This is a genomic window from Streptomyces cinereoruber (assembly GCF_009299385.1).
GTDB classification, from domain to species: Bacteria; Actinomycetota; Actinomycetes; order Streptomycetales; family Streptomycetaceae; genus Streptomyces; species Streptomyces bikiniensis.
In genome coordinates, this window is record NZ_CP023693.1 from 3,052,733 (window position 1) to 3,067,653 (window position 14,921).

At 75.0% G+C, this 14,921-nt stretch carries 11 protein-coding genes; 4 read left to right on the forward strand and 7 right to left on the reverse strand.

The annotated features are described in order from the left end of the window. Positions 1–157: 157 nt before the first annotated feature. Complete coding sequence (locus tag CP977_RS13490; RefSeq protein WP_078490031.1) at positions 158–592, reverse strand: DUF3499 domain-containing protein; 435 nt, start codon at positions 590–592, stop codon at positions 158–160. Between the two features lie 320 nt (positions 593–912). On the opposite strand from CP977_RS13490, the gene CP977_RS13495 reads away from it, so the two are divergent. Beyond that, complete coding sequence (locus CP977_RS13495; protein WP_062755084.1) at positions 913–1,368, forward strand: metallopeptidase family protein; 456 nt, start codon at positions 913–915, stop codon at positions 1,366–1,368. Between the two features lie 157 nt (positions 1,369–1,525). Here the strand turns inward: CP977_RS13495 and CP977_RS13500 are convergent, their stop codons facing one another. From CP977_RS13500 to CP977_RS13510, 3 genes are all read right to left on the reverse strand, one after another. Then, complete coding sequence (locus CP977_RS13500; protein WP_152370166.1) at positions 1,526–3,061, reverse strand: DUF5719 family protein; 1,536 nt, start codon at positions 3,059–3,061, stop codon at positions 1,526–1,528. Then, a complete protein-coding gene (locus CP977_RS13505) occupies positions 3,058–6,783 on the reverse strand; it encodes a glycosyltransferase family 2 protein (RefSeq protein WP_152370167.1) in 3,726 nt (1,241 codons plus the stop codon). Before CP977_RS13505 ends, CP977_RS13500 begins: the two co-directional genes overlap by 4 nt. Positions 6,784–7,174: 391 nt before the next feature. Then, positions 7,175–7,438 carry a WhiB family transcriptional regulator gene (locus CP977_RS13510; RefSeq protein WP_015033978.1) on the reverse strand — a complete coding sequence of 88 codons (264 nt, stop codon included), beginning with the start codon at positions 7,436–7,438 and terminating at the stop codon, positions 7,175–7,177. Positions 7,439–8,121: 683 nt separating this feature from the next. On the opposite strand from CP977_RS13510, the gene CP977_RS13515 reads away from it, so the two are divergent. Genes CP977_RS13515 through CP977_RS13525 form a run of 3 tightly spaced genes read left to right on the forward strand, consistent with a single transcriptional unit; the run spans position 8,122 to position 10,908 of the window. Next, on the forward strand, positions 8,122–8,637 hold the full coding sequence (locus tag CP977_RS13515) for a cysteine dioxygenase (protein ID WP_062755078.1): 516 nt from the start codon (positions 8,122–8,124) through the stop codon (positions 8,635–8,637). Positions 8,638–8,650: 13 nt separating this feature from the next. Continuing rightward, positions 8,651–9,607 (forward strand): 2-phospho-L-lactate transferase, encoded by a 957-nt coding sequence (cofD, locus tag CP977_RS13520; protein WP_062755076.1) that lies wholly within the window; start codon positions 8,651–8,653, stop codon positions 9,605–9,607. After that, positions 9,604–10,908, forward strand: coding sequence for a coenzyme F420-0:L-glutamate ligase (locus CP977_RS13525; protein WP_152370168.1), 1,305 nt, complete (start codon positions 9,604–9,606; stop codon positions 10,906–10,908). The genes cofD and CP977_RS13525 overlap by 4 nt, the downstream gene beginning before the upstream one ends. Before the next feature lie 16 nt (positions 10,909–10,924). On the opposite strand, the gene CP977_RS13530 is transcribed toward CP977_RS13525, so the two are convergent. From CP977_RS13530 to CP977_RS13540, 3 genes are all read right to left on the reverse strand, one after another. After that, positions 10,925–11,896 carry a DNA-3-methyladenine glycosylase family protein gene (locus tag CP977_RS13530; RefSeq protein WP_062755072.1) on the reverse strand — a complete coding sequence of 324 codons (972 nt, stop codon included), beginning with the start codon at positions 11,894–11,896 and terminating at the stop codon, positions 10,925–10,927. Between the two features lie 66 nt (positions 11,897–11,962). Next, the gene (gene manB / locus CP977_RS13535) at positions 11,963–13,045 is read right to left on the reverse strand and encodes a mannose-1-phosphate guanylyltransferase (protein WP_062755070.1); all 1,083 of its coding nucleotides are present in this window, start codon (positions 13,043–13,045) and stop codon (positions 11,963–11,965) included. A 107-nt stretch (positions 13,046–13,152) separates the two neighbouring features. Continuing rightward, positions 13,153–14,793 (reverse strand): peptidoglycan recognition protein family protein, encoded by a 1,641-nt coding sequence (locus CP977_RS13540; protein WP_152370169.1) that lies wholly within the window; start codon positions 14,791–14,793, stop codon positions 13,153–13,155. Positions 14,794–14,921: the final 128 nt, after the last annotated feature.

Sequence of the window (14,921 nt, forward strand, 5' to 3'; positions counted from 1 at the left end):
TTCTGGGCACGCGTGTGCGGCGCGTGTACGGAACGCCAAAACTACCCGGAGTGGGGCGGTGGGATGCGGACGGTGGCCGGTTGCGCCCGGTTGTCTTCCGGACGCCGGGCTCGGGCCCCGTCCGGTCGTCGGTACGGAGGCCGGTCCGGACGCCGGTTCAGTTGTCGGGGGAACGGAGCACCCTGAGGTGTCCGCGGCGTCCGACCTCCATGGGGTCGCCGCCGCGTCCCCCGCCGCCCTTGCCGCCGGCTCCGGCCGCGCGCTCCTGGGGGCGGGCCGCCTCCCGTACCGCGTTGGCCAGGGCTTCGAGGTCGTCGCCGCTGGGGCGGGAGGGGGCGGATCCGTCGGAGAGCCGCACGACCTCCCAGCCGCGCGGGGCGGTGAGGCGCTCGCTGTGCTCGGCGCACAGGTCGTAGCAGTGGGGCTCGGCGTAGGTGGCGAGCGGGCCGAGGACCGCAGTCGAGTCGGCATAGACGTACGTCAGTGTCGCGACGGCAGGGCGGCCGCACGCGGTGCGCGAACAGCGACGTACAGGGCTCACGACGTTGGACGGTACCGCACTCTTGAGCGGGCCGCGACGACTCTCCCTCAGGTCACTCCGCCGTGTCGTGGTGTGAACTCCGCCACACCCCTGTGCGAGGCGCCCGTTCCGACCTGCGGGGAAGGCGTCGCACGGGTCCCGGGGCAGGTGGAGATTCGGACAGTCTGGGATACGAATCCGGTCAATCAGGGCCAGATGGCCGATCGCGACGGGCCGCCGGATCGGGCACTCGAACGGCCGGAACGCTCAGGTCCCGACAGGAGGGGCGGGGAGGAGGCGGGGGCGGTCCGGGAGCGGGCCCGGCGCGCCGGGGAGGGTGGCGAGGACGCGCCACGGTACGGAGGGCCGATGAGGGTTACGCTGCGTCAGTGATGGACAGTCCTGTGCCGCCGAGCCCCCAGCACCGTCCCGCGGAGTCCCCGGCGGAGCCCCGGGTCCGCCGTCGCGACCGGCACGGCCGCGGGATGCGGGGTCCCGTCGCGCCGCCGCAGGTGCCGCTCTCCGCGAGCCGGGCCGACACCTTCCGCGATCTGGTCCTCGACTCGGTGGAGCGCCTCGAACGGCACTGGCCGCAGCTGGCCGACGTCGAGTTCCTGGTCCTGGAGGTGCCGCCGTCCGTGCCGGGCGAGACGGTGCCGCTGGGCGGTTCGGTCCCGGCGGAGAAGGGCGAGCCCGCCCGGGTGGTCGTCTACCGGCGGCCGGTCGAGATCCGCTCGAAGAGCCGGGACGAGCGGGCGCTCCTGGTCCACGAGGTGGTCGTGGAGCAGGTCGCCGAGCTCCTCGGGCTCTCCCCCGAGTCGGTCGATCCCCGGTACGGGCAGGACTGAGCCGGGGCGACGGGCGTACGGGCGAGCTGGGCCGGGTCCGGGCCGGCGGGCGTACGGGCAGGGCTGAGCCGCGCAGGGCCGAGCCCGTGGTCGTACGGCTCCGCCCCCTCCGGTCTCACCCGCAGGGGGGCGGTTTCACCCGTGGCGGGCCCTGGCCTCAGTCCAGTACCCCCAGGTCCTGGTGGGCCGACGGGACCTCGACCGTGCCGCGGTCGTCGGCGAGGGTCTGGACGGTGAACATCGGGACGCCGTCCTGCGGCACGGTGAGCGTCCGTGCCCCGTACACCTTGCCGCCGGAGACCGGTTCGACGGTCAGCGCGTAGGCGCCCTTGAGGCCCTGGGGGGCGAGGTCGGCGAGGGGGGTCGTCGTGCGCGCCTTGACCGTGACCGTCTTCGTGACCGGCGCGCCCACCCCGGAGCCGGCCGAGGCCGTGACCTTGACCTGCGCGTCGGCCTCGGGGGCGGTCAGGACGAGCGTCGAGGCCTTGGCGCGGTTGTCGGCGACCGTCGCGCGGGCGGAGATCGCCCCCGCCGCCGGAATGAAGGCGATCTCGCTCTTGTCGCCCTTGCCCCGGACCACCTGGAGGGCGGCCACGACCGGGACGGGCCGCTTCGGGTCCTCGGGGCTGAGGAACAGCGAGGCCGCCGAGCCCCGGGTGAGGTCCGGCAGGTCGATGGAGGTCGTCATCCCGGACTTCACGTGCAGGGCGTCGGCGCCCGCCGGGACGATCGCGCCGTTCGCGGTGGACAGCTCGACCTTCAGGTCGGCGTCGTCCTCGCCGGGGGCGAAGACCACGAGCCGCACCGAGGCGGCGTCGGCCGGGATGCCGGGAAGCACGGCGCTGCCCGACGGGTCGGCCGCGGCGGAGAGCCAGTCGCTGCCGAGCTTGTCGTCGGCGACGCCGACGGCCGCGCCGATGCGCCCGCTGCGGGTGGTGACGTGGACGGTGACGTCCCGCTGGGGGGCGTCGGCGGTGAGGGTGGAGAGGAGGACCGGGACCGTGGAGTGGGCGGGGACCGGGATGCCCTCGGTGAACTGGGACTTGAGGAGGCCCTCGGGGCCGTACAGCTCGATGTCGGCGACGGCGGCCGTGTCGTCCGGGTTGGTGAGGTGGACGTAGTCGTGGCGGGCCTGGGCGGTGGAGGCGGCCGGGAACCAGAAGTCGGTGTCGGGGGCGCCGCAGGTGAGGCCGAGGAGGCCGCGGGAGCCGCCCGCCGGGACGACGGTGGTCTGCTGGACGGTCCAGCCGGGGGCGAGGGCACCGGTGGCCGAGCCGGTGAGGGCGGGCACGGCCGCGCCGTCCGCCTCGGCGGTGACGGGCTTGCCGGGGACCGTGACGGTGGCGGGGGCCTTGGCCGCCGCGGGCTTCTTGCCGTCGCCGGCCCCGCCGTCGGCCGTCGCGCCCGCCGCGGGCCTCAGGAGGGCCGTGGGCTGCCCGGCCCCGTCCTTGCCGGCCTCCGGTGCCTTTCCGGCCTCCGTTCCGGCCGGGGTGTACGACGTGTAGACGGTCTCGGCCACCTCGGAGGTGCTCGGGGCCGGGCAGGCCAGGCCGACGCGCTCGACCGGCAGCCGGGTGGTGGCCTTCGCCGCCTCGGGGGCGGCGGTGCCCTCGGGGGCGGTGAGGGCGGCGAAGCCGGTGACGGCGGCGAGGGCCGTGGCGCCCGCGATCAGGGAGAGGGTCGTGCGCTTCACTGGTTGCTGCTCCCGTCGGGACGCTGCTCGGTCTCGTGGCCCTGGGAGGGTCCGTATCCGTAGCCGTACGGGTCGTACTGCTGCGGGTCGTGGCCCTGCTGCCGCGGGTCGTGGTCCTGCCCGCCGTACTGCTGCTGCCCGTACCCCTGCGGGTCGTACTGCCGCTGGTCGTACTGCTGCTCGTAGCCCTGCTGGTCGTAGCCCTGCTGGGGGTACGCGTACGGCTGCTGCTGGTACGGGTCGGCCGCGTACTCCTGGTAGGAGCCCTGGTCGGCGTAGGGCTGGTCCCGGGCGTGGTCCCCGGCCGGGGCCTGGGCGTAGGCGGGGTCGTACCCGCCGTCCCAGTCCCGCTCCCGGTGCTCGTCCCCGGGTGCGTGGGACTGCTGCTCCGGGATCGGTACGGGCCCGTGCTCCGGCGCGTCGGCGGGGGCCTGTCCGGCGGCCTCCGCCTCCGCCTCGGCGGCGGCGCGCAGGCGGCGGGCGCGGCGGCCGTCGCCCTCGGCGGCCTGGGCGGGGATCGCGAGCTCCTCGTCGGGCAGGTCGTCGTCGATCTCGCGGCGGCGGCCGGGCAGGGCGAGGACGAGCAGGACGACGCCGAGGGCGACCTGGGTCCAGATCCACACGGTGTGGGTGAACGGCTCGTCGTACGTGACGTCGAGGCGGCCCCCCTGGGCGGGGAGCTCGAAGCCCTGGGCCCAGCCGTCGACGGTGGTCCGCTTCAGCTCCTTGCCGTCGAGGGCGGCGGTCCAGCCCTCGTCGGCGCGGTCGGCGAGGCGCAGGACGCGGCCGGCGGGGCCCGCGGGGACCTCGGTGTGCACCTCGACGGGGCCGGCGGCGACGGAGACGGCCTTGGCGGTCTCCTCGGCGGCTCCTCCGGCGGCCGGGGCCCCGTCCTCGGCGGCGGGCGGGACGATCATGACGCGGGCGATCTCGCGGTCCACGCGCCAGAGCGCGCTGCCGTCGATCTGGCTGAGGCGGCTGAGGCCGGGAGTGGCGTCGAGGACGCGGCTCATCTGGCGCGGGGCCCCGTCCCGTACGAGGACGTAGCGGATCGCGTAGCCGCTGAGCTGCTCGGTCTGGTCGGCGCCGGAGCCGGCGACGAGGAGGGCGACGGTCCGGTCGAGGTGCGGGTCGCCCGCGGCGGTGGCGGTGAGTTCGGCGTCGCCGAGGCGGGCGCCGGAGCCGCGGACCAGGGTGTAGGCGACCCGTCCGGGGGCGGAGCCGCCGAGGACGAGGGTGCGGGGCTGGTCGCGGGTGGTGCTCTCCTCGGCGACGAAGACCGGGACCTGGACCGGGTCGCGGCGGGTCAGCGGGCCGTCGGCGCCGCCGATCATCCAGCCGGCGGCGGCGACGGCGGGGCCGGCGGCGCAGGCGAGGGCGATCAGGGCGGCGACGGGCTGGCGCCAGCCGAAGCCGTGGGCGGCGACGCGGGTGCGTCCGCCCTCGGCGCCGATCATGCCGGCGGCGATGAGGGCGGCGCCGTAGACGAGGGTGGCGGGCCCGGCCCAGCCGGTGCCGCCCGCGCCGTTGGTGAGGGCGGCGAAGAGGAGGCCGGCGAGGGCGGCGGCCCAGGCGGCGTGGACGGCGAGCCGGCGCTCCTCGCGGAGCAGTCCGGCGAGTCCGGCGAGGACGAGGCCGATCAGGAGGAGGCCGCCGGTGGTGCCGGGGCCGCCGGGACTGGCGCCGAGCAGGTCCAGCGCGCCGGCGGTGCCGGTGCGCAGGTCGACGCCGGCCTCGCGCAGGAAGGCGGAGGGGTCGGTCAGGAGGGTGAGCGACCAGGGGGCGAGGACGAGCAGGGGAGTGCCGACGGCGGCGAGGAAGCGGAGCCCGTACGCGGTGATGTCGGAGCGGCGCACGGCGAGGACGCCGAGGCCGAGGAGGACGGCGAGGGGCCAGACGACCGGGGTGAACGCGGTCGTGAAGGTGAGCAGCAGGGCGTACGCCCAGGTGGCGCGCCAGCTGCCCCGGTCGGGCCGGTTGAAGCCGTGGGCGGCGACGGCGGCGCGGCCGATCAGCGGGAGCAGGATCGCGAGGACGGCGGTGCCGAGCCGGCCGGTGGCGAGGGCGCCGGTGGCGGCGGGCAGGAAGGCGTACGCGACGGCGCCCCAGGCGCGCAGCAGCCGGGACTCGACGATGCCCCGGGAGGCGAAGTACGCGGTGAAGCCGGCGAGCGGGACCGAGCAGACGAGCAGCAGGGTCAGGGCGGTGGAGGTGGAGCCGAGGAACAGCGCGGAGAGCGCGGCCAGGACGGCGAGGTAGGGCGGGGCGGACTGGGTGCCGCCGGTGCCGAGGGGGTGCCAGGCGTCGGCGTACCGGGACCAGAGTCCGGAGACGGTGTCGGGGGCGGGCAGCAGGGCGCCGCCGGCCAGGGAGCCGCCGGAGAAGAGGTTGCGGCAGGCGACGACGGAGACGACGAGGAGGAGGGCGAAGAGGACCGGGCCGGGTCTGCGGGCGATCTTCTTGAGCCGGGCGAACTGCTCGATCTCCAGGTAGTCGGCGTCGTCGCCGCCGGGGCCGGATTCCACGACGCCGTGGCGGGAGCCGCCGGAGTCGGCCTCGTCGCCGCCGAAGTTGGCGGCGAGCTGTTCGGCGGCGGCGCGGACGGTGGCGCCGGGCGGCGGGAACAGCGGGCGGAGTTCGCTCGCGGCGACGGCGGGGTTCTTGCGCCGTTTGCGGGCGGCGAGGATCTTCTCGGGGCGCAGCAGGGTGGCGAGGAGGCCCATGACCTCGTCGACGGCCTGTCCGGGGACCTTGCCGACGAGGTAGGCGAGGGTGCGGAGCAGGGTGCTGAGGACGAGCCGCGCGAAGACGTACGGGAGGGCGGCGCCGCGGGTGTTGGCGAGGAGCGTGTAGACGGCTCCGGCCTTGTCGACGCGGTGCGGGTTGGCGGCGGTGCGGCCGGCGCAGTCGACGGTGCGGCGCTCGCGGGCGGCGGCCTCGGCGTGCCGCAGGACGGCGTCGGGGGCGATGAGGACGCGGTGGCCGGCGGCGTGGGCGCGCCAGCAGAGGTCGACGTCGTCGCGCATGAGGGGCAGGCGCCGGTCGAAGCCGCCCAGTTCCTCGAAGACGTCGCGGCGGATCAGCATGCCGGCGGTGGAGACGGAGAGGACGGAGCGGACCTGGTCGTGCTGGCCCTGGTCCTGCTCGCGCCGGTCGAGGCCGGTCCAGCGGCGGCCGCTGCGGGCGATGGAGACGCCGGTCTCCAGGAGCTGCTTGCGGTCGTACCAGCCGCGCAGCTTGGGGCCGACGACGGCGGCGTACGCGTCGGCGTCGGCGACGCGCAGGAGTTCGGCGAGGGCGTCGGGCTCGGGCGCGCAGTCGTCGTGGAGGAGCCAGAGCCACTGGACCGGTTCGCCGTGCGGGAGTTCGGGGAGGTCGTAGGCCTCGTCGTTCCAGGTGTGGCTGACGGGGTCCCAGCCGCTGGGGCGCTTCAGGTAGGGCAGGTCCTCGGGTCCGAGCACGGGCGCGGTGCGGGCCGCTTCCTCGACGGCGGCGCCGAAGCCGGTGCGGCGCGCGAGGTGCAGGACGCGGTCGTCGCCGACGGCTTCGGCGACGAGCCGCGCGGAGTCGTCGGCGCTGCCGGTGTCGGCCGCGACCACGTTCTGCACGGGGCGTTCCTGGGCGAGCAGGCCGGCCAGGGCGTCGGGCAGCCAGCGGGCGCCGTCGTGGGTGACGAGCACGGCGGTGACGACGTGTCGCGGGAACTCAGGAGTTGAGGACATCGAGCTACGGGCCCTCCGGCCGGGGGTCGCCCGCGGGGGGCGTGGGGAGCGTCTCGGACGGAGGCCCACACTAACGGCTGTGCGCGGAGCGGTCCGCCGCCCTGTGGACAGAGCTCCCGGGCCCCTGTGGACAGAGGGGACGGAACGGTCGCGGGGAGAGGGGCCGGGGGCTCGGACCGCACGGCGGCCCGGGGGGTCGGCCGGAACGCCCCGGACACACGGAACGGTCCGCCGTCCGTACGGGGATGCACGGGGGGCGGACCGTTCGGGGCGTCCTGATGCGCGCGTCTCTGCGCGGTCCCGGGGGGCGCGTCCCGGCTCGGGGGTCCGGACGCGGTCGGGGGCCGGCGTCGAGGGCGGCGGTTCAGGGAGCTTTTCGGACAGCGGCGGTTCAGACGGCGGCCTTCTTCAGGCGGCGCCGCTCGCGCTCGGAGAGACCGCCCCAGATGCCGAAGCGCTCGTCGTTCTGCAAGGCGTATTCGAGGCATTCGGAACGGACCTCGCAGGCGAGGCAGACCTTCTTGGCCTCGCGGGTCGAGCCGCCCTTCTCGGGGAAGAAGGACTCGGGATCGGTCTGGGCGCACAGCGCGCGCTCCTGCCAGCCGAGTTCCTCGTCCGCGTCCTCGACCAGCAGTTCCTGGAACAACTCGGTCATCTGCGCCCCTCGTCTGTTCTGTGCGTCCCCGTGGATGTGCCGTGCGAACACGGCCGAACGACACGAGTGAAATTACAAGTTCGTGCTCTGTGCGAGTCAAGCTGAGATCTGCTATTGGGCCCCGTATTCACTCTGCGGAACCAAGCGTATGCGGTAAGTGTTCAAATCACCAAAAACCGTGACACATGCCACCGGCGTGACCGTGCGGCACGGCCTCCATGAGGGAGGACGACCGGGACGTGGATCTTGTTGCGATCCAGCCACGGAAGCGATCCGGATCACAGTCGGGTCACGAGCCGCCTCCTGTCCGGACCGACACGCGCGCACGACCACGTTCACGGGCACGGTCGAAGCGCCATCTCTCCTGGTCCGCGCATGAGCAAACCTTTCTCCAGAAAGGAGAACCGGATGAGGTGAAACATTACCGCCAAATCGGGCATTGAGTTGACAGTCGGGTGCCCCTCCGGCCACCTTTGGTGGCATGCCAGCGACCGCAGCGCCCTCCGCGACCCACAGCCGTGGGTTCCGCCGCGCTGTCCAGGCGCGCTGTTGCTGTTGCTGTCCCAGCTGTTGATGCCGCAGAGCTCCAGCTTCTTCCCCCAGCGTCACCCGCGTCTCCCGTGTCACCGCTCTTCCCGTGACCCCCCACCGCATTCCGTTTCTGCTGAGGAACCACCCCACCCATGAACATGGACAGCGACCTCCAGATCGCCGGCGACATCATGGAGGTCCCCCACCTCCTCCAGCCCGAGCGCGTCCACCCCGTGACCGTGGCCGACTTCGTCGGCCTCGCGCGCTCGATCGCCGAGGACCGCTCCCAGTGGGCCCCGCACGTCGAGTACGACGCCACCACCCGCTGGTACCACCGCCTGCGCACCGGACCCGGCTACGAGGTCTGGCTGCTCTCCTGGGTGCCCGGGCAGGGCAGCGGGCTGCACGACCACGGCGTCTCCTCCGGCGTCCTCACCGTCCTGGAGGGCGAGCTGACGGAGCGTACGGACCGGGGCGTGCGGACCCTCGCCGGCGGCGCGCAGCGCGTGTTCGCCCCCGGGTACGTCCACGAGGTCGTCAACGACTCCCTGGAGCCGGCCGTCAGCCTGCACGTCTACTTCCCGGGCCTGACCGAGATGCCCATGCACGAGTCGCTCCGCGCGCGGTGCGCCCCCGCCCCGGCCGCGCCGGGAGTGATCGTCGCCTGACACACTGCCGTACATGCGCATTGTGGTTCTGGCAGGCGGCATCGGTGGTGCCCGGTTCCTTCGCGGCCTCAGGCGGGCCGCCCCGGACGCGGAGATCACGGTCGTCGGCAACACCGGTGACGACATCCATCTCTTCGGGCTGAAGGTCTGCCCCGACCTGGACACGGTGATGTACACCCTCGGCGGTGGCATCGACGAGGAGCAGGGCTGGGGACGTGCGGACGAGTCCTTCACCGTCAAGGAGGAGCTCGCGGCGTACGGCGTCGGGCCCGAGTGGTTCGGCCTCGGCGACCGGGACTTCGCGACCCACATCGTCCGCACCCAGATGCTGGCCGCGGGCTATCCGCTGAGCGCCGTCACCGAGGCGCTGTGCGCCCGCTGGCAGCCCGGCGTACGCCTCCTGCCCATGTCCGACGACCGCGTCGAGACCCACGTGGCGATCGAGGTCGACGGGGAGCGGCGGGCGGTGCACTTCCAGGAGTACTGGGTGAAGCTGCGCGCCTCCGTGGACGCGAAGGCCGTCGTGCCGGTCGGCGCGGAGGCCGCGAAGCCGGCGCCGGGGGTCCTGGAGGCGATCGCGGAGGCCGATCTGATCCTCTTCCCGCCGTCCAACCCGGTCGTGTCCGTCGGCACGATCCTGGCCGTGCCCGGGATCCGCGAGGCGGTCGCCGCCGCGGCGGCGCCGGTCGTGGGCCTCTCCCCCATCGTCGGGGACGCGCCCGTGCGCGGGATGGCCGACAAGGTCCTCGCGGCGGTCGGCGTGGAGTCCACGGCGGCGGCGGTGGCCCGGCACTACGGCTCCGAGCTGCTCGACGGCTGGCTCGTGGACACCGTGGACGCGGGCGCGGTCGCGGACGTCGAGGCGGCGGGCATCGCCTGCCGGGCGGTGCCGCTGATGATGACGGACGTGGACGCCACGGCGGCGATGGCCCGCGCGGCGCTCGAACTGGCCGAGGAGGTACGCGGGTGACCGCCGCCCCCTCGTACCGGGTCTGGGCGCCGCCCGGGCTGCCCGAGGTCGCGGCCGGGGACGACCTGGCCAAGCTGATCGCCTCCGCCTCCCCGGACCTCGCCGACGGGGACGTGCTGCTCGTCACCTCCAAGATCGTGAGCAAGGCGGAGGGGCGGCTGGTCGCCGCCGCCGGCCGCGAGGAGGCCATCGACGCCGAGACGGTACGGGTGGTCGCGCGGCGCGGCACCCTGCGGATCGTCGAGAACCGGCAGGGGCTCGTCATGGCCGCCGCCGGGGTCGACGCCTCCAACACCCCCGCCGGGACGGTGCTCCTGCTGCCCGAGGACCCGGACGCCTCTGCCCGCCGGATCCGCGAGGGGCTGCGCGGGGCGCTCGGCGTGGACGTGGGCGTCGTCGTCACGGACACCTTCGGGCGCCCCTGGCGCGGCGGGCTCACGGACGTGGCGATCGGGGCGGCCGGGGTGCGGGTCCTGGACGACCTGCGCGGCGGGACCGACGCGCACGGCAACCCGCTGAGCGCGACCGTGGTCGCCACCGCCGACGAACTCGCCGCCGCCGGGGACCTGGTGAAGGGCAAGGCGGCCGGGCTCCCGGTGGCCGTCGTCCGGGGCCTGCCGCACGTGGTGGGCGGGGACGGGGAGCCGGGGGCACGCGCGCTCGTGCGGAGCGCCGCCGACGACATGTTCCGGCTGGGCACCTCCGAGGCCGTACGGGAGGCGGTGACGCTGCGGCGGACCGTACGGGAGTTCACGGCCGAGCCGGTCGACCCGGGGGCGGTGCGGCGCGCGGTCGCCGCCGCCGTGACGGCGCCGGCCCCGCACCACACGACGCCGTGGCGGTTCGTGCTCCTGGAGTCGGCGGAGTCGCGGACGCGGCTGCTCGACGCGATGCGGGAGGCGTGGATCGCGGACCTGCGCCGGGACGGGAAGTCCGAGGAGTCGATCGCGAAGCGGGTCCGGCGCGGGGACGTCCTGCGCAACGCGCCCCACCTGGCGGTGCCGTGCCTGGTCATGGACGGCTCCCACCACTACGGCGACCCGCGCCGGGACACCGCCGAGCGCGAGATGTTCCTGGTCGCGGCGGGCGCGGGCGTACAGAACTTCCTGGTGGCGCTCGCGGGCGAACGGCTCGGCTCGGCGTGGGTGTCCTCGACGATGTTCTGCCGGGACGTCGTACGGAAGGTCCTCGACCTGCCGGACACCTGGGACCCGCTCGGTGCGGTCGCGATCGGACACCCGGCGGCCCCGCCCCGGGAACGGGCGGCACGGAGGGCTTCGGAGTTCGTCGAGGTGCGGTGAGCCCGGCCCCGCGGGGTCAGAGGGCCGCGATGTTCCCCGGGGTCATGCGGGGTGCCCTGCGGGGCGGGATGCGGCCGCTGAGGAGGATCAGGCGGGCGGCCCGGTGGCGCTGGCCCTCGTAAGGGGCCAGGAGGGCGAGCATGGCCGCGTCGTCGGCCGTGCGGTCGCCCGCGAGGGCCCAGCCGACGATGCCGGGCAGGTGGTAGTCGCCGGTGGTGACCTCGTCGGGGGCGCCGTGGCTGCGCTGGACCACCTCGGCGCTCGTCCAGGGGCCGACGCCCGGGATCAGCTCCAGGCGTTTCCGGGCCTCGGCCGGGGGCATGTCCGCGGCCTCCTCCATGCGGCGGGCCACCCGGCACACGCGCAGGATCGTCGCGGCCCGCTTGTCGTCCACGCCCGCGCGGTGCCACTCCCAGGACGGAATCAGGCTCCACGCGCGCGCGTCCGGCATGACGTGCATGCCGTCGGGAGCCGGGCCCGGCGCGGGCTCCCCGTACTTCCGTACGAGCAGCCGCCAGGCCCGGTACGCCTCGTCCGTCGTGACCTTCTGCTCCAGGATCGACGGGATCAGCGACTCCAGGACCAGGCCGGTGCGGAGCAGGCGCAGGCCGGGGCGGCGCCGGTGGACCGCGGCGAGCAGCTTGTGGCGGGGCGTGAAGGCGGCCGGGTCGTCCTCGGCGCCGAGCAGCGCCGGGAGGCGGTCCAGGAGCCAGGCGGCGCCCTCGCCCCACGCGTGGGCCTCCGCGACGCCGTCCCGGGCGGTGACCCGGAGGGTCCCCGGGCCCTCCGGAGTCCGGCTGACCCGCCAGAACGAGCCGTCCCGGGCCGCCCGGTAGGCGGGGTCCGCCGGGCCCCGGCGGAGGGGGCCGAGGACGAGGGCGAGCTCCGTTCCCGGGGGGAGGGGGTGGGAGCGGGTGTGCCGTGCGGGGGTGCGGCCGGTCACCCGCACGGGTGCGGTGGTGGGTTTCTGGGGGAAGCGGCCGGCCATGGGGACGAGCGTAGTCGGGCGGGAGCCTCCGGTGCCCCCGCTGTCCTCCTCCGTCCTCCTCCGCCCCTACTGGTCCGACGAGAAGCGGACCGTGCCCGCCGGGAGGGTGGCGTCGCACCAGACGCGGATGCCGTCGCGGAGTTCGTTGTCGGCGCCGACCCGGGCGCCGTCGCCGATGACCGCCCCGCTGAGGACCGTACGCGCGCCTATGCGGGCGCCCGCGCCGATCAGGGAGTCGGTGATCACCGCGCCCGGTTCGACGACCGCGCCCGCGAGGAGCGTGGAGCCCGTGATGCGGGCGCCCGCGCCGACCACCGCGTCCGCGCCGACGACCGTGCCGCCGGTCAGCTTGGCGTCGGGGGCGACGCGCGCCGACGGCAGCACCAGGCGGTCGCCGCAGCGGCCCGGCACGGCCGGGGAGGGCGCGCGGCCCAGGACCAGGTCGGCGGAGCCGCGCACGAAGGCCTGCGGGGTGCCGAGGTCCAGCCAGTACGTGGAGTCGACCATGCCCTGGAGGTGGGCGCCGGAGGCCAGGAGCTCCGGGAAGGTCTCGCGCTCCACCGAGACCGGCCGCCCGGTGGGGATGGTGTCGATGACCGAGCGGCGGAAGACGTACGCGCCCGCGTTGATCTGGTCGGTGACGATCTCCTCGGGCGTCTGCGGCTTCTCCAGGAAGGCCGTGACGCGGCCGGTGGAGTCCGTGGGGACGAGGCCGAAGGCCCGCGGGTCGTCCACCCGGGTCAGGTGGAGCGAGACGTCCGCGCCGGAGGAGGAGTGGGTCTCCACCAGGGCCCCGATGTCGAGGCCCGTGAGGATGTCCCCGTTGAAGATGAGGACCGGGTCGTCGGGCCCCGAGCGCAGGCGCGAGGCCACGTTGCGTATCGCGCCGCCGGTGCCCAGCGGCTCCTCCTCGGTGACGTACTCCAGGCTCAGACCGAGGTCGGAGCCGTCGCCGAAGTGCGGCTCGAAGACCTCGGCCAGGTAGGAGGTGGCGAGCACGATGTGCTCGACGCCGGCGGCGCGGGCGCGGGCCAGCTGGTGCGTCAGGAAGGGGACGCCCGCCGCCGGGACCATGGGCTTGGGCGTGTTGACCGTGAGGGGCCGCAGCCGTGTCCCCTTGCCACCGACCAGGAGGATCGCTTCTGTCACCTTGTCGTCTCTGCTTCCTGTCCGGGGCCGTCGGCACGTCCGTTTTCGGTCGTCCCTGCGATATGACCGGTCAGTTTATGCAGAGGGTTGCCTCGGTGGTCCCCCCTCTACCTCCCCTGGTACGACGCCGCGCTCGTCCGGGCCGTGCCGAGCTTGCCGTACAGAAGCGATCCGGGGCAGTCCGTGGCGAATCCGTCACGGTGTCCGGCGATGGCGTTGAACTTGACCTTCGTGCCCTTCGCGTACAGGTTCCCGCCGCCCGAGGTCAGGGTCACCGACCCCTTCGGGTTGATCCCGTGGAGCCCCAGTTTCCAGGCCGTCAGACGGGCGACGGCGGTCACGGAGGCGGCCGGCGGGGCGGTCGTGCTGAAGGTGCCGAGGACGGCGATGCCCATGGTGCTGGTGTTGAACCCGAGGGTGTGCGCGCCGAGCACCGGCTTGTCCACGCCGCCCGCCCGGCCCTCGTAGATGTTCCCGCACTTGTCGATGGCGAAGTTGTAGCCGAAGTCCCGCCAGCCGCTGCTCAGGACGTGGTAGCGGTAGATACTGCGCAGGACGGAGGGGGCCTGGGCGCAGGTGTAGTTGTTGCCGGTGGCGCTGTGGTGGACGAAGGCCGCCTTGATCGTGTTCGTGTAGACGAAGGTCTTCTCGCGGATCGACTCGTCCGCGCCCCAGCCCTTGCGGGTGACGATCGCGGGACGGGGGCCGATGTACGGCGCGGCCGCCTGGACCGGGGTCTTGGCCGGTTCCTGCGCCTCGGCGCCGGACGCCGGCGTGCGGGGCAGGAACGGAGGCAGGTACGAGGCGATGGCCTCGGTCGCCTCCTTCGACAGGGCCGGGAGCCAGGGCGCGGCGTACGGGGTGAGCTGCGCGTTGATCGCGCCCAGGCCCGCGAGGAGCCCGGAGAGGGGCGGGGCGGTCAAGGCGCCGGAGGCCGAGGGGGCGGCCAGGGTGGCCGCAGGGACGGTGGCGGCCGGGGCCGGTGTCGGGGCCGGGGGCAGCGGGGCCTCCGGTGCGACGGCGGCCGAAGTCGCGTCGGCGGGAGCCACGGCGGCCGTCGCACCGGCCGGGGCCGCTGGGGCCGGGGCCGTACGGGTCTGCGGCGGGGCGGCCTCCGCGACCTGCTCGACCTCCGTACCCGTATCCGTACCCGGCTCCGTCTCCAGGACCGGTTCCGTGTCCGTCTGCGTCTCCGGGCCATCGCCCGGGTCCACGAGTTCCAGGCGCAGGCCGGCCGGGAGCGGCGGCGCGCCGCCCGTTCCGCCCGCCTCCGCCCGTACGCGGATCTCGACGCCGTCCGAGTCGCCCACCCACAGCGGGGCCGTGGAGCCGCGGAGCGCCCGCGAGGTGCCCTCCGCGCTGTCCGGGTCGGCGCCGTGCTCGTCGTTGTGGGTCTCCACGTCCTGCCACTCCGACCAGGTGTCCGTGCCGGTGGCCCGGGTGCGGACCTGCACGGTGCCGTGGAGCGGGGCCCTGGGGTCGTCCCAGACCACGCCCACGAGCGAGAAGGGCTTGACGTCACGCCGGGGCAGGCCCTGGTCCCCCGAGCCGCCGGCCCGTGAGGAGGGGCCCAGCGGGCCGAGCGGCAGGGACTGGGTGGAGCCCGGCAGGTCGGGCGCGGGGGGCAGCGCGGAGGCCGCCGGTGGCTGCACGAGCACCTCGGCCGCCGCGGGCGCGGCGGAGGAGACCGGCAGGGCGAGTACCGCCGCGCAGGTGACGGCGATCGAGGAGGCGAGTGAGGCACGCATGGGCCGATCGTGCGTACCGCCGGGCCGTTCCGCGCGGCGGGACACCGCCCGGAAAGCGGCGGCCGATCGGTCCGACCGGTGGACGGCGTCACCGGTACGGCGGACCCCGGCGGGCCCTCCCGCGTACG

Coding starts and splice junctions, on each gene's coding strand:
- CP977_RS13495 (WP_062755084.1), top strand. CDS start 913: ATGGACAGTCCTGTGCCGCCGAGCCCCCAGCACCGTCCCGCGGAGTCC.
- CP977_RS13510 (WP_015033978.1), bottom strand. CDS start 7,438: ATGACCGAGTTGTTCCAGGAACTGCTGGTCGAGGACGCGGACGAGGAA.
- CP977_RS13530 (WP_062755072.1), bottom strand. CDS start 11,896: ATGGCCGGCCGCTTCCCCCAGAAACCCACCACCGCACCCGTGCGGGTG.
- cofD (WP_062755076.1), top strand. CDS start 8,651: ATGCGCATTGTGGTTCTGGCAGGCGGCATCGGTGGTGCCCGGTTCCTT.
- CP977_RS13515 (WP_062755078.1), top strand. CDS start 8,122: ATGAACATGGACAGCGACCTCCAGATCGCCGGCGACATCATGGAGGTC.
- CP977_RS13540 (WP_152370169.1), bottom strand. CDS start 14,793: ATGCGTGCCTCACTCGCCTCCTCGATCGCCGTCACCTGCGCGGCGGTA.
- CP977_RS13505 (WP_152370167.1), bottom strand. CDS start 6,783: ATGTCCTCAACTCCTGAGTTCCCGCGACACGTCGTCACCGCCGTGCTC.